This is a genomic window from Flavobacterium sp. AC105 (genome assembly GCF_979258495.1).
Genome location: NZ_OZ409860.1, coordinates 5,192,322 through 5,205,600, shown reverse-complemented (window position 1 = coordinate 5,205,600; position 13,279 = coordinate 5,192,322). Strand labels below are relative to the sequence as shown.

Here is a 13,279-nt window from a genome sequence, read left to right as displayed (position 1 = left end):
ATGATTTCAATTCCTCACAAAGCTAAACAATTCCTAGTTCTTCTGGTCAAACTTTTGATTGTAGGTGGCGCATTTTATTTTATTTATAATCAGTTGGCGCACAATGACAAACTTGATTGGCAGAAGTTCAGCACATTATTTCGCAAAAATCAATCGGTTTTAGGAATTGGGTTTATATTGCTTTTAAGTGTTCTGAATCGCTATTTTGAGATTTTAAAATGGCAGAATTTAGCCAGAGTAATTCATGAAATATCTTTGGGCGAAGCAACAAAACAAGTTCTTGCAGCTTTAACGGCAGGAATTTTTACACCAAATGGAGTAGGAGAATATGCCGGAAAAGCATTGTTTTATCCAAAAACGGATGCTAAAAAAGTAGTTTTCCTGAACTTGATCTGCAACGGAATACAAATGGTTTTGACTGTTTTATTTGGAACAATTGGCTTACTATTTCTCGGATATTGGAAATGGGTTTTAGGAATAATCGCAATATCTTTTTTCTTTTTTCTTTTTTCTGTACTCTTTAAAAAGATAAAAATCAAAGGATATTCAATCGAAAAATTGCTTCATAAGATTAACGGAATTCCGAAACCGATTCATCGAAAAAATATTCTTTTAGGAACTTTACGTTATTTGGTTTTCTCGCATCAATATTATTTTTTGTTTTTGGCTTTTGATGTCGATTTGCCTTATTTTACGCTAATTGCTACAATTGCTGTAGTTTATTTTTTAGCCTCTTCATTGCCTACTTTTCAGTTTTTAGACTTTGCGGTAAAAGGAAGTGTAGCGATTTATTTTTTCGGAATTTTAGGCGTAAACGAATGGATCGTCGTTTTTATAAGCACATTAATGTGGTTTCTTAATGTGGTTTTACCGGTAATTATTGGCGCTTATTATGTATTGAATTTCAAGACAAAAACGGTAGAATGATTTTGGTTTTATTTGTCATATCAAGCATTTATTTAATTAGTATTCTCTTACTTATTTATGGCTTTACGAAAGTAAAAAAGTATCAAAAAACAGATCTAAAACCTCAAACGAGTTTTACGATTATAGTTCCGTTCAGAAATGAAGCCCATAATTTGCCTAATCTTTTGCAAAGTTTCTCAGAGCTCAATTATCCGAAAGATTTATTTGAAATAATTCTGGTTGATGACAATTCTAAAGAAAAGTTTCATATTTCACATTTTACAATTAACGTTTTACAAATAAACAATATTCGCATTTCGAATTCTCCTAAAAAAGATGCTATTTCAACAGCGATGAAACACGTAAAAACCAATTGGGTTGTTACAACTGATGCCGATTGTATTGTGCCAAAAAACTGGCTTTTAACGTTTGATAATTATATTCAGGAAAACAAAGTTTCTATGATCGCCGGAGCTGTTTCGTATGAATGTGAAAAATCCTTTTTGCATCATTTTCAGCAATTGGATTTAACAAGTTTGCAAGGCGCAACAATTGGAAGTTTTGGAATTAAGAAAGCTTTTATGTGTAATGGAGCAAATTTTGCGTACACCAAATCAGTATTCGAAAAACTAAATGGTTTTAGCGGAAACAACAAAATTGCCAGTGGTGATGATGTTTTTTTATTGCAAAAAGCGGCGAATCTATTTCCAAATGAAGTTCATTATTTAAAAGCGGAAAAAGCGATTGTAAGTACAAAACCAACCGAAAACTGGAAAGCTTTATTTTATCAAAGAGTGCGTTGGGCGGCGAAAACAAGTTCTTATCAAAGTGTTTTTGGTAAGGCTTTAGGATTGATTGTTTTTTTCGGGAATCTGAGTTTTGTAATTGGTTTTTTTCTTTTCCTTTTTGGAATTTGGCCTTATCCTTTTTTTGTTTTGTTTGCTTTTTTAAAGTTCGTAGTCGATTTTATTTTGCTTTATAGTACCAATCGATTTTTAACCAAATCCAGAATAAAAAGCTTGCTTTTAAGCAGTTTATTGTATCCGTTTTTTAGTTCGACTGTGGCTTTGTACAGTTTGTTTGGTTCTTATGAATGGAAGGGGAGAAAGTTTAAAGTATAAAATCCAAATTCCAATAATCTTTCGTTATGTTGGAACGCTAAAATGGCACGCGGATGACACAGATTCGCTTTGCGAAAGCGCGGATTAAGCGGATTTTTTTCTTAGGATTTTGAGTAATATTTATTTTCAATTTTGTCATTTCAACCGAGTTTAAATGAACTTATATCACTTATATGGTCAGGAAAAAAACTATTCTTTGCCTTTTTCTTTAAGAATTACAGGCAAAATAAATTGTGTTTTCACCGGAACTCCGCGTTTTATGGCAGGATTTATTTTCGGGAAATTAACTAAACGTGCCTGTAAAATGCTATCGATTTTGATGGTATTATAAGCAACAGAATCAGTAGGGAATTGTGGTTCGAATTTCATCGTCGCATTAGGAAAAACAGTTACTTTTACCTCGATTGTGTCGAGTTCAGGATATAATATCGACAAAGTATCGATGTCTAGTTTTTCCTGAATAAGCTGTGCCATTACTTCAAAAAAACATTGCTGGCGCATTTTTTTATCGGGAATTTTTTCGCAATCAACTACAGATGGATATTCGTCAACTTCTTTCCAGTTAATAGATTTTAATTCCTTTTGAAGTAATTCTTTTTCAGACGGAACCTGCTTCTCAAAATATTGACAAGAATTGAAAAATAGGAAGATTAAAAAAAGAGAAAACTGCTTCAAGATTTTGATGTTGAAATGGGTGAACTAATTATGCTATAAAAATACGATTATTTTTTTTGAGAAGCTTTGTATTGCAAATATTCTTCATAGCTTTCTGAGAGCCATTTTTCCTTATTTTCTGCAGCAACTTGCTTTTGATCAGGATATAATGATGCAAGTCTGTCTGAGAAGGCCGCAATTTGAACCGTATAGTTATAAAACTCAGTTTTGGTCAAAATAGTATTGGGATCATTTTTACGACTAAAATATTCGAAGAAAAGCGTATCAAATTCTTTCATAGAGAAATTTAATACTTTTTTCTTCTTACTTTTATAAATGCTGTCCTGTAGCAATTGATCGTCGACAGAAAGTTTTTTGGTTTGCGCATAAGTATGATTGTTGATCGCGAGGATCAAAAAAGAAAATAGCAGGAATTTAAAAAATACGCGCATTAACGAACTTTACTGAAGGTTTGTAGGGGCAAAATTACAAAAATATATGGATTTATTATTGGTATTACTCGGTTTTATATGCATGATTGTGGGTGTTTTTGGCAGTTTTTTACCTGTTTTGCCTGGTTTAACAAGTTGCTGGGTAGGTTTATTATTGCTTTATTTAACAAAAGCCGTAGAGAATAATTATTGGGTTTTAGGAATTACACTTTTATTGACTGTAATTATTACTATTTTGGATTATATAATTCCGGCAAAAGGAACCCGAAAATTTGGCGGAAGTTCGTACGGAGTTTGGGGCACAAACATTGGTTTAATCGTTGGAATTCTAGCTCCTGTACCTTTTGGAGTTATTATAGGGCCATTTGTTGGAGCCTTTGTAGGCGAAATAATTTATGATTCTAAAAATCATCAAAGAGCACTAAAAGCGGCGACAGGTTCATTGCTGGGTTTTTTGGCTTCAAGTTTTATAAATTTTATGTTTTGTATTATTTTTCTAGGTATTTTTTTGCACACAACATGGGAATATCGAAACTTATTGTTTTAATTGTATAACATACATTTAAGCTTTTTCTTATGTTTTGATATTTTTAAGAATTCATTTATTTTTTTGAAAAAATATTTTTGGTTTGTTTTGATAACGAAAGTGTTATGTTTATTGGTACTTCCAGTTTTTTTTGTTAAAAAGGCTAAAATTCTTGTTGTAATCTTTTAACTTATTTTTTGGAAATGTTAATATATTTTATATTTTTATCCTGATAAACGATAAAAAGCCCCACTTTATCGGTTATTTTGAACAAGTTTAAATAATTTTTTTAAAATACTAAGCTATGACTCCAAACCTACAAATTGAACTTAGACGTTTTATTTCTTCTAATGTTATTTCAAAGTTGAATAAGTTTTATTTTGAAAATGATGCACTTTTAATAAAGGGAATCGATGTTTCGATTGGAACAATTTTAATGGGCTTGTACAATAAAGCCGAAGAGTCAGATTTTTATAAAAGAATTATTTCGCTAGTTGAAGAAGATTCTACTTTTTATCAGGAAATTGATTTTACTTCCGGAAGAATTTTATCAGTAGATGATTGTTATCGCGTTGAAGGAAACGCTTTACTTAAAGAAATTTTTACCGCCAAAAAAGGAAGAATTTCTGAAATGATTTCAAACGAAGTCGGTATCAAAAGCGAAACGGCCAGAGAAATCCTTAATTTTTCAGCTTTACTTGTAGTTTCGTATCTTAAAAATAATATCCAGTTACTTGACAGTTTAAAATTACTTCTTGAAGATCAAAAAAGAGATATTTTAAACAGTATTCATCCAGGAATCAAAATCATACTAGGATTCTCGTGTTACGAATCTGTAGAAGACAAAAACCAATCTATCGGAAGATCAATTTTCACTTTATTCGGACACAATTTTTTCAGTTTCTAAATAAAAAAAATCCCATCTTACAAAAGTAAAACAGGATTTATATTTAATTAAAATTTGAAATGTTTCTTAAACGTTTTTCAAATTGATAATTTCTTGTTCCGTCAAAAAGCGCCAGTTACCTCTAGGTAAATTCTTTTTCGTCAACCCGGCAAATGACACACGGTCAATACGTAAAACGTCATAATCAAAGTTTTCGAAAATTGCACGAACCACTTTTACATTCGAAGAACGTAATTTAAGCCCAACTTCGCTTTTCGCTTCTTTTTCAATATAGCTTATTTCCTCAACAAAAACGCGGTGTCCGTCAAGAACCAAACCTTTGCTAATTTTTTCTAAATCCTCAAATTTCAAGTTTTTGTCTAATGAAACCTGATAGATTTTAGATGATTTCTGACTCGGTAAAGTAAATTTACGAATCATATCCGTATCGTTTGTAAACAACAATAAACCAGTTGTGTTTTTGTCCATTCGACCAATCGGAGCAATTTTTGCTGTTGTAGAACCACGAACCAATTCTAAAACATTACGATATTCCTGACCTTCGTCAAGAGCCGTAGTAAAGTTTTTAGGTTTGTTCAACAAGATGTATTCTTTCTTTTCAGGAGTCAAAACAACACCATCAAAGTTTACAACATCGTTTAATTTAACTAAATAACCCATTTCAGTAACCGGAACCCCATTTACTTTTACGTTCCCGGACTGAATGTATATATCGGCATCACGACGCGAACAAACTCCAGAATTAGAGATGTATTTGTTCAAACGAATTTCGTCTGCAGCTTTTTGTCTTTTTGGAGCCTGATTTTGTTTTTTAATCTTTTCTGCCTTTTCTTCTTCCGCAGCCTTAACAGCAGGTTTCACTTTTTTTGGCCCTTGAGCGCGCTTCGCCATAGGAGGTTTTGGCTTGTTAGAGTTTGGCCTAGAGCTATTTGGTCTAGAACCGCCTCTTTTATTATTGCCTTCCTTATTGTTCATAAATTCTGTAATTTGTGCAAAGATAGTTTATTCTTGCTAAATAATCCTAAGTTCATTGTTCTTAGATTGATAGCTATTATTTTTTGGGGTTGCAGGAGCATCACAATAGGCTTTTTTTCAGGCAGATTTCCTGCTTTTCGCTTCAATCTTTTATTTTTTTAAAGAAATAAATAAAAGGATTTCCACTTCAAACGAAGTTCACCAAACTCCTATGAAAATAAATGTTAAGTGAAGTTATTCAGAGCTGGTTTCAAACAAAAGGCTTCTTTTAAATATTTTGGATTGAGTTATTACGCAAAGATACACAAAGATCTCACAGAGTAACGCAAAAGATTGGAAAAGAAAACTCAGTGAATCTCTGTGAAATCTTTGTGTATCTCTGTGTGGTAATTAATTCTTTTTAATATTAAAAAATCAGCACACATCTGCCTAAACCCGCGTCATCAGCGTGCCATTATTTAAAAGTTAAAAGCAAATTTTTCCCATGCCATAAAACGCTTGGATTAATCAAAACAATGCAAAAAACGCCCGAAACAATCAAGAATTTAAGTACGTTATGCAACATCAGGAATTGTTCTTTAGACTTTGATCTCCATAAATAAATCAGGAAAAACAGCAAAACGGCAAAACACACATAAAAGTAAATGTCCATGTACCCAACATCATAAATATTGATCAGAAAGTAAACCGGAACAATCGTTAAAAAGGTTAGAACAGTAATGATTTGTTTAGAAACTGTTTCGTTATAAAGTATCGGAATCGTTTTGTAATCGTTCGCCAAATCACCTTTTATATTCTCAAGATCTTTTATCATTTCCCTAATTAGTAATAACAAAAACAAGAAAATTGCGTGAGCTGAAATAACCATAAAATGGCTCATGTGATTTTCTATTTCTTCAAACGAAATCGTATTGTAAAAGTATAAAAGAATAGCAAAAAATGGAATTACAGCCATAAAAGCCGCTGTGAGATTTCCAACAATTGGATATTTTTTTATTTTATGAGAGTAAAACCAAATCAGGAAAATATAAGCCGAAAAGAATAAAAAAGCACGCCATGAAACAATCAATGCCATTAAAACGGCCAGAAAATTCAAAGTAAAATAAACCGAAAGTTTTGTTTTTTGACTTACCAATCGATCCAGCATTGATTTATTGGGTCTGTTGATTAAATCTTTCTGACTATCATAAAAATTATTGATAATATAACCTGAAGCAATCGTAATCGCCGAAGCAAAAACAATCAGGAATAAGTTGAAATCCAGCAAAATGTCAAGTGCCCTTTTTTCAGGAGCCAGTATGAAAATCGCTGATAAATATTGCGCCAAAACAATAATCGGGATGTTATAGCCTCTTACTACAGAGAACAAACTAACAATTTTCATGACTAAAAGCTTGTGCTGTCTGCTTAACATTTTTTAATTAAAGTTTTTGGATTTGGGCCTAAATTAAGATTTTTTGTTGATGAAAGAAGAATGATCAAAGTTTATTTTTTAATAATACTTTCGAACCAAAACCTAATTTTCGAATACAAGCCAACGCTTGCTTTTGAGTCATATTGACTTCTTTTATGTCTTTTTTTTCTACAAAAACAACAGAACCACTCCACGGATTTGGAGCATCCGGAATAAAAACGGCAAAATTGTTTTCGTCTATTTCTTCAACTAAAAAGGCAAATTGCAAACCTGCATCCGTCGGAACCAAAATGACTTTTAAATCCTGATTAGATTCAAAACCCATAATGCTTTCGTTCATGCTTTTCATGAAAGAATAACCAGGAACAAAACTTAAAATGCTTTCTTCTAATTTGTGAATCAATCTTTGCGCATATGTCGTTTTAGCGATTAAGCCTGCGGCAAAACAAATAATCACAATAATTAATATTGCTGTAATTTCTTCAATTGCCAGCCCTAGAACTTTTACTTTCGGAAAATGATTTACAATTGGGTTTGTTATTTTTTGAATAATACTAAAGCCTTTTTCCAAAAGAACCAAAAGTAAAATCAATGGTGCTAAAAATAAAATTCCTCCTAAAAAAGTTGCTTTGATGATTTTAAAAATACTTTTCATATTCAATAACTTTTTAGGATTAAGATTTCAGGAAAATGTATTCAAATAACTAAAGCTTTTAGGGATTTAACTTTAAAACTGATAAACTACTTCTAATTTATAGTCTTTCAAAGACGCTTTAGCACGTTCTAAATCTTCAGTAAAACCAAGAATATATCCGCCGCCGCCAGAACCACAAAGTTTTAAATAATAATCGTTTGTATCAATTCCGTTTTGCCAGATTCCGTGAAATTGTTCCGGGATCATTGGTTTAAAGTTATTTAAAACGACTTTTGACAGCTTTTTAGTATTGGTAAACAAAGATTTCATGTCGCCATGCAAAAAGTTTTCTACACAAGCGTCTGTATATTTTACGAATTGGTTTTTAAGCATCGTACGGAAACCTTTGTCTTTCAGATTTTCCATAAAAATATTGACCATTGGAGCCGTTTCGCCTACAATTCCGGAATCTAATAAAAATACAGCACCTTTTCCGTCAAAACTTTGAGTCGGAATTCCGGTTGCTTCAATATTATCTTTAGAATTAATTAAAATTGGAATACTCAAATAACTGTTTAAAGGATCTAAACCAGAACTTTTTCCGTGGAAAAAACTCTCCATTTGAGAAAATATATTTTTTAACTGCAACAGTTTTTCACGGGTTAAATTCTCTAAAACCGTTATTTTGTGTGTAGCATATTTATCGTAAATAGCAGCAACAAGAGCGCCGCTGCTTCCAACTCCGTAACCTTGCGGAATACTTGAGTCAAAATACATCCCGGTTTCAACATCATTTTTTAAAGTTAACAAATCAAAAGCAACCAATTCTGGCTGCTCATTTTGTAAAGCTTCAAGATAAGTTGTGTAACGTCTTAAACTCGCGTTTGATGCGATTGCTTCAGCCGAAGGATCTTCGATTTTCTTCAATGCACCATTATAAAAATTATAAGGAATAGAAAGTCCTTTAGAGTCACGGATGATTCCGTATTCTCCAAAGAGTAATATTTTTGAGTAAAATAATGGTCCTTTCATAATTTATTTAATGTCTTTCTTTATTTTATTTGGGGTAGAAGATTTCTTATATAATCCCTTCTCAAGAATCTCTCGAACTTTTTTTATAATTATAGGGTTGTCACATTCCATAATCAATTTAGCTATTTCGATTTTTTCTAATTCTATGTTCATTTTTAATTAGCCTTTAATATATAATCCAATAATCATCATAGCTAAAGCAAAAAATAAACCAACGAACCATTTAATCATATCATTTTTTGCATCTGTAATTTCTTTTTTTACAAAATCTTTAGAAGCAATTTCATTTTTGTCTTGTCTAATTTCTTCACTAATGGTTCTGTCGATTGCTTCAACAAATTCCTTGGCCTTAGCTTCATCAAGATTTAGCTCTTTTCTAAATAAATCGTAAAGTTTTATAGTTGCACTATTCATATTCTTAACTAAAAAAGGTATTCTAATATATAAAGATACGCAAAATTATAATGCAATTGCACCATCTCCAATTTGGTCGCAAATGTACTGACGATTCTGACAAAATACAACTAATTCGTCCTGAATAAATTGTAATACTTTTCCGCTAACGTTTTCGGGATATAAAACATGCACATTTGCACCGGCATCAAGCGTAAAACAAACCGGAATCTGGGTTTCAGTTCTAAATTTCCAGATTGCATTGATGATTTGCAAAGTATTTGGTTTCATTAAAATAAAATACGGCATCGATGTCATCATCATAGCGTGCAAAGTCAAAGCTTCGCTTTCTACAACTTTAATGAATTCGTCTAAATTTCCGCTTTCAAAAATGGCTATTAACTGATCCAGATTTTCATGCGCCTGAGCAAAACGCCTTTCGGCATAAGGATGATTGTGCATTAAATCATGCCCAACAGTGCTTGAAACTTGTTTTTCGCCTTTATCAACCAATAAAATCGTGTCCTGATAATTCTTGAAATTGTCATGAATTGCATACGGAAATTCAACTCCATACAAATCAGTACTTCCTTTAATGTTTGCCTGGTTTCCCCAAACCACTACATTTCCTTTTACGCTTCGGCAAGCACTTCCGGAACCCAAACGGGCTAAAAAAGAAGCTTTTTGATAGAAATATTCATCTGTCATTTCAGGATTCAAAGCTTTTTCTAAACTCATAAAATTCATAGCCAAAGCCGCCATTCCCGAAGCCGAAGAAGCAATTCCTGAACTATGCGGAAATGTATTTTGTGTATCAATCGTAAAATGATAATCCTTTAAAAAAGGCAAATAAACTTCAATTCTTTCTAAAAATTTCTGAATTTTTGGTTTGAAATCTTCTTTTGGTTTTCCTTCAAAAAGTAAATCAAAAGAAAAAATATCATTTCTCTCACTAAGTGGAGCCGAAGTGTATCGCTTCGAAAAACCTAATTTAGTAATCGTTTTGCAATTATTAAGCGTAAAACTAACCGAAGGGTTTGCCGGAATTTGATTGTCTTTTTTACCCCAATATTTTACTAATGCAATATTGCTTGGAGCGCTCCATTCAAAATTTCCATTTTCAATTGTCGAAGTATATTTTTTAGGAATAAAATCAGTTGCTGTAACCATGAATTATAAATTTTGGCAAAGATAGTTTTTTCACCATAATAGATAATTTTTTCACGATATAACTTATATAAGATATTATAAGTGGGTTACTAAAATGAACTTTTATAACTTATATGGTTAAACCTTTCTTTTTGACTATTTTTGAAAAAAAAAGATCATGAAATTGAATAAATTAACCAAAATTGCAATTGCTCTAATCGTTTGTTTAGCAGTAGGATATTCTGCAAGTACTGTTACAAGACCAAGTGTTGAAACCTGGTATCCAACTATTGTAAAACCAAGTTTTAATCCACCCAATTGGATTTTTATGCCCGTTTGGACTATACTTTATATTTTTATGGCGATTGCAGCAGGATTAGTTTGGGATAAAATAAAAGAACATAACGAAGAGGTAAAAAAAGCACTTGGATTCTTTTTGATTCAATTGACATTGAATGCGATTTGGTCTTATTTATTCTTCGGATTAAAAAACCCGATGCTGGCTTTGATCGAAATTGCGCTTTTATGGTTGTTCATTTATGAAACCTATTTAAAATTCAACAAAATCAATAAAACTGCCGGTTATTTATTGATTCCGTATATGGCTTGGGTTGCTTTTGCAGCAATTTTGAATGCCAGTATTTGGTGGTTGAATCGATAATAATTTTGTTTCAGGTTTCAGGTTTTTTTAGTTTCAGGTTTAATCAATACGTTTTACTTTTATGAATAAATTCAAGGTTTTTGTTTTTGTGTTGATTTTATTTTCATTTAAAGCTTTTGCGTGTTTAAATGGAGATACAAAGGTTTTGAAAAATGGAGTTGAACTTTATTACGATGAATTTGAACGAATTCCTGAGGGACATCGATTTAATGTGCATAATTTTCCAAAGTTAATTCAGGATCTCGAAGATGAATACAAAAAAACAAATGATATTGATTATTTATCTGATAAAGGATATGTATTAATCATTAGTGGAAAATACAATGAAGCTTTAAAATTATATTTAGAGATTGAAAAGATAAAACCTAATCGATATTCTACAGCATCGAATCTTGGAACGTTATATGAGTTAATGGGAGAAAATCAAAAAGCGTATGAATGGATAAAAAGATCGATTCAACTAAACCCCGAGTCACATAAAGGTTCAGAATGGCTTCATTTAAAAATATTAGAATCAAAAATCAAGAATCTGAAAGAAGTTTCAGGAGCGTTTTTAATAAATACTTCTTTTGGTTTAGAAACAATTCCCAAAACAAAGTTATCTAAAAAGGAACTTGAGGAATTGTATAAGGCTTTATTTTATCAGTTAAATGAACGTATTACTTTTATAAAACCAAAAGATAAAATTATTTCGGTTCTACTTTTTGAATTAGGAAATATTGCATTACTTAATAAAGATTATTTGTCTACTTCTGAGATCTATAAACTTTCAAAGAAATATGGATTTCGTAATGAATTGATAAACAAAAGAATAGTACTTTGTTATGAGAATTGGTTAAGTTATTATGGAACTCAAAATTCAGAACTTCTTATGGAAAAAGGAGGTTCGTTTAGGTTACAAGGATATCAAATAGATACTGTTGTTATTAGTCTGATTATTGTATCGACTCTTTTTTTGGTTTTATTGATTTATTGTATTATCCGATTTAAAAAATTAAGGAAGGTCGCTTTTGTTCGTAATTCTTGATTTGGATTTGCTTCATTTTTGAAATTGCAAGGATTAAAAGCTTTCATGCCAATTAAAACATCTTGAAATCAGTTGATTTTGGTTAATTGCAAGCAACGTTTTTGTTAATGCTAATAATTCAAATTTATAACCTACGGACAAATTTTTCTAATTCTCCGTTATTTATTAAAACAGGACCATGGCCAAAACAAAGTATTTTCGGTTTTAAAGAAGCCAGTTTTTTGATAGAATTTCTGTTTAATTCCTTATTGGTCGTAAACAAATTTGGCGGTTCATGAAGGCCAACTTTTGTGGTTAATAAATTCATATTGGTCATAACATCTCCAACAATAAGAACGCCATCAGATTCCCTGAAAAAAGACAAATGACCGCTAGAATGTCCGGGAGTTTCAATAATAGTAAATCCTGCAATAGTATCTCCTTCTTTTAAAGTATTAGAAACCGGATGTCCTTTTCCTGCCCAGAAATTCTTCTGAAATTTCGAAATAAGATGATTTGGGTTTGGGTATTCAAAAATGACATTGCCGTTTTCTGCAGCTTGTTTTTCCAGTTCACTGCACCAAAGCGGAATATTGAGCGTCTCACAAATAATTTTACTGCTTCCCTGATGATCCGCATGAGCGTGTGTCAATACGTGTTTGGTTATCGTTTTGTTTTTTACAGAATTTAAAATGATATTGCTTGAACTCCTGATTCCGGCATCGATAAGAATATCTTCGATTACATAACAATTAATGGCATTGCGGGGAAATAATGGAATTTGATAAACATCTTTAGCTATATTCTTCATCTTTTCAAATTTTATATTTGCAAAGATTTAAATTCAGTTATTCAATCCACTTGATAAATGTTAAGAAATACTTTGGCGAATTCTGCTCAGAGATTCTGGTGTAATTCCTAAAAATGAAGCGATATAAATTAAAGGTGTCCGCTGAATTATTTTGGCTGGAGCCGAGTCTAAAAAAGTTAAATATTTTTCTTTCGCCGGAATCATTTGAAGTTTTAAAACCCGATCTGCCATGCAAAGATAATTCTGCTCGGCCAGGATTCTGCCTACACGTTCCCAATTCGGAATCTCAGCATATAAAGATTGCATTTTTTCGTAACGTATCGAAAGTACTTCGCAATCTTCGATACATTGTATGTTTTCAAAAGAAGAGGTTTGATCGATAAAACTCGAATAAGAAGCAATAAAGCCTTCATTACAACTCAAATAAGTGGTAATTTCTTTTCCGTTTTTTAAATAATAAACGCGGGCTAATCCATCAACGATAAAGAAAATCTTATTGCTGATTTTTCCAAAAGAAGAAAGTTCTGTTTTAGCATCAAATTTTTCATATTCAAAATAAGAATCAATTTTTCCGATTTCTTTTTCAGAAAATGAAGCGATCGAAAGTATTTGTCTTTTTAATGATGCATTCATGATTT

General features: G+C 31.6%; 16 protein-coding genes. 6 read left to right on the top strand and 10 right to left on the bottom strand.

Annotated elements, in window-relative coordinates:
- Positions 1–927 carry a hypothetical protein gene (locus ACZ0AH_RS21490; RefSeq protein WP_463477784.1) on the top strand — a complete coding sequence of 309 codons (927 nt, stop codon included), beginning with the start codon at positions 1–3 and terminating at the stop codon, positions 925–927.
- A complete protein-coding gene (locus ACZ0AH_RS21485; protein WP_463477783.1) occupies positions 924–2,027 on the top strand; it encodes a glycosyltransferase family 2 protein in 1,104 nt (367 codons plus the stop codon). The genes ACZ0AH_RS21490 and ACZ0AH_RS21485 overlap by 4 nt, the downstream gene beginning before the upstream one ends.
- Before the next feature lie 189 nt (positions 2,028–2,216).
- Here ACZ0AH_RS21485 and ACZ0AH_RS21480 read toward each other — a convergent pair whose 3' ends face one another.
- Positions 2,217–2,702, bottom strand: coding sequence for a hypothetical protein (locus ACZ0AH_RS21480; protein WP_463477782.1), 486 nt, complete (start codon positions 2,700–2,702; stop codon positions 2,217–2,219).
- 47 nt (positions 2,703–2,749) lie between these two features.
- Complete coding sequence (locus tag ACZ0AH_RS21475) at positions 2,750–3,133, bottom strand: hypothetical protein (protein WP_463477781.1); 384 nt, start codon at positions 3,131–3,133, stop codon at positions 2,750–2,752.
- Between the two features lie 46 nt (positions 3,134–3,179).
- On the opposite strand from ACZ0AH_RS21475, the gene ACZ0AH_RS21470 reads away from it, so the two are divergent.
- A complete protein-coding gene (locus ACZ0AH_RS21470; protein ID WP_463477780.1) occupies positions 3,180–3,680 on the top strand; it encodes a DUF456 domain-containing protein in 501 nt (166 codons plus the stop codon).
- Positions 3,681–3,963: 283 nt separating this feature from the next.
- Positions 3,964–4,566, top strand: a complete 603-nt coding sequence (locus ACZ0AH_RS21465) for a DUF937 domain-containing protein (protein WP_463477779.1) — start codon at positions 3,964–3,966, stop codon at positions 4,564–4,566.
- Between the two features lie 66 nt (positions 4,567–4,632).
- Here the strand turns inward: ACZ0AH_RS21465 and ACZ0AH_RS21460 are convergent, their stop codons facing one another.
- The 6 genes from ACZ0AH_RS21460 to ACZ0AH_RS21435 all read right to left on the bottom strand — a co-directional run bounded on the left by ACZ0AH_RS21460 (position 4,633) and on the right by ACZ0AH_RS21435 (position 10,184).
- A complete protein-coding gene (locus ACZ0AH_RS21460; RefSeq protein ID WP_316635176.1) occupies positions 4,633–5,541 on the bottom strand; it encodes a pseudouridine synthase in 909 nt (302 codons plus the stop codon).
- Between the two features lie 454 nt (positions 5,542–5,995).
- Entirely contained in the window at positions 5,996–6,955 is a 960-nt protein-coding gene (locus ACZ0AH_RS21455) for a geranylgeranylglycerol-phosphate geranylgeranyltransferase (protein ID WP_463477778.1), read from the bottom strand.
- Positions 6,956–7,019: 64 nt separating this feature from the next.
- Positions 7,020–7,610 carry a DUF502 domain-containing protein gene (locus ACZ0AH_RS21450; protein WP_463477777.1) on the bottom strand — a complete coding sequence of 197 codons (591 nt, stop codon included), beginning with the start codon at positions 7,608–7,610 and terminating at the stop codon, positions 7,020–7,022.
- Positions 7,611–7,682: 72 nt separating this feature from the next.
- The gene (locus ACZ0AH_RS21445; protein ID WP_463477776.1) at positions 7,683–8,621 is read right to left on the bottom strand and encodes a mevalonate kinase family protein; all 939 of its coding nucleotides are present in this window, start codon (positions 8,619–8,621) and stop codon (positions 7,683–7,685) included.
- A gap of 159 nt (positions 8,622–8,780) precedes the next feature.
- Entirely contained in the window at positions 8,781–9,035 is a 255-nt protein-coding gene (locus tag ACZ0AH_RS21440; RefSeq protein WP_463477775.1) for a hypothetical protein, read from the bottom strand.
- A gap of 45 nt (positions 9,036–9,080) precedes the next feature.
- Positions 9,081–10,184, bottom strand: coding sequence for a diphosphomevalonate decarboxylase (locus tag ACZ0AH_RS21435; protein WP_463477774.1), 1,104 nt, complete (start codon positions 10,182–10,184; stop codon positions 9,081–9,083).
- A gap of 163 nt (positions 10,185–10,347) precedes the next feature.
- Here ACZ0AH_RS21435 and ACZ0AH_RS21430 point away from each other — a divergent pair, with 163 nt between their 5' ends.
- Entirely contained in the window at positions 10,348–10,824 is a 477-nt protein-coding gene (locus ACZ0AH_RS21430; RefSeq protein WP_463478127.1) for a TspO/MBR family protein, read from the top strand.
- Positions 10,825–10,885: 61 nt separating this feature from the next.
- Positions 10,886–11,851 carry a tetratricopeptide repeat protein gene (locus ACZ0AH_RS21425; protein ID WP_463477773.1) on the top strand — a complete coding sequence of 322 codons (966 nt, stop codon included), beginning with the start codon at positions 10,886–10,888 and terminating at the stop codon, positions 11,849–11,851.
- 124 nt (positions 11,852–11,975) lie between these two features.
- Here ACZ0AH_RS21425 and ACZ0AH_RS21420 read toward each other — a convergent pair whose 3' ends face one another.
- Both ACZ0AH_RS21420 and ACZ0AH_RS21415 read right to left on the bottom strand, forming a co-directional pair.
- Complete coding sequence (locus tag ACZ0AH_RS21420) at positions 11,976–12,641, bottom strand: MBL fold metallo-hydrolase (protein WP_463477772.1); 666 nt, start codon at positions 12,639–12,641, stop codon at positions 11,976–11,978.
- Between the two features lie 60 nt (positions 12,642–12,701).
- On the bottom strand, positions 12,702–13,274 hold the full coding sequence (locus tag ACZ0AH_RS21415) for a Crp/Fnr family transcriptional regulator (protein ID WP_463477771.1): 573 nt from the start codon (positions 13,272–13,274) through the stop codon (positions 12,702–12,704).
- Positions 13,275–13,279 lie beyond the last annotated feature (5 nt).

Bases quoted from the DNA above. Each gene is read 5' to 3' on its own strand.
- ACZ0AH_RS21490 (WP_463477784.1), top strand. From the start codon at position 1: ATGATTTCAATTCCTCACAAAGCTAAACAATTCCTAGTTCTTCTGGTC.
- ACZ0AH_RS21485 (WP_463477783.1), top strand. From the start codon at position 924: ATGATTTTGGTTTTATTTGTCATATCAAGCATTTATTTAATTAGTATT.
- ACZ0AH_RS21475 (WP_463477781.1), bottom strand. From the start codon at position 3,133: ATGCGCGTATTTTTTAAATTCCTGCTATTTTCTTTTTTGATCCTCGCG.
- ACZ0AH_RS21470 (WP_463477780.1), top strand. From the start codon at position 3,180: ATGGATTTATTATTGGTATTACTCGGTTTTATATGCATGATTGTGGGT.
- ACZ0AH_RS21465 (WP_463477779.1), top strand. From the start codon at position 3,964: ATGACTCCAAACCTACAAATTGAACTTAGACGTTTTATTTCTTCTAAT.
- ACZ0AH_RS21460 (WP_316635176.1), bottom strand. From the start codon at position 5,541: ATGAACAATAAGGAAGGCAATAATAAAAGAGGCGGTTCTAGACCAAAT.
- ACZ0AH_RS21455 (WP_463477778.1), bottom strand. From the start codon at position 6,955: ATGTTAAGCAGACAGCACAAGCTTTTAGTCATGAAAATTGTTAGTTTG.
- ACZ0AH_RS21450 (WP_463477777.1), bottom strand. From the start codon at position 7,610: ATGAAAAGTATTTTTAAAATCATCAAAGCAACTTTTTTAGGAGGAATT.
- ACZ0AH_RS21445 (WP_463477776.1), bottom strand. From the start codon at position 8,621: ATGAAAGGACCATTATTTTACTCAAAAATATTACTCTTTGGAGAATAC.
- ACZ0AH_RS21440 (WP_463477775.1), bottom strand. From the start codon at position 9,035: ATGAATAGTGCAACTATAAAACTTTACGATTTATTTAGAAAAGAGCTA.
- ACZ0AH_RS21435 (WP_463477774.1), bottom strand. From the start codon at position 10,184: ATGGTTACAGCAACTGATTTTATTCCTAAAAAATATACTTCGACAATT.
- ACZ0AH_RS21425 (WP_463477773.1), top strand. From the start codon at position 10,886: ATGAATAAATTCAAGGTTTTTGTTTTTGTGTTGATTTTATTTTCATTT.
- ACZ0AH_RS21420 (WP_463477772.1), bottom strand. From the start codon at position 12,641: ATGAAGAATATAGCTAAAGATGTTTATCAAATTCCATTATTTCCCCGC.
- ACZ0AH_RS21415 (WP_463477771.1), bottom strand. From the start codon at position 13,274: ATGAATGCATCATTAAAAAGACAAATACTTTCGATCGCTTCATTTTCT.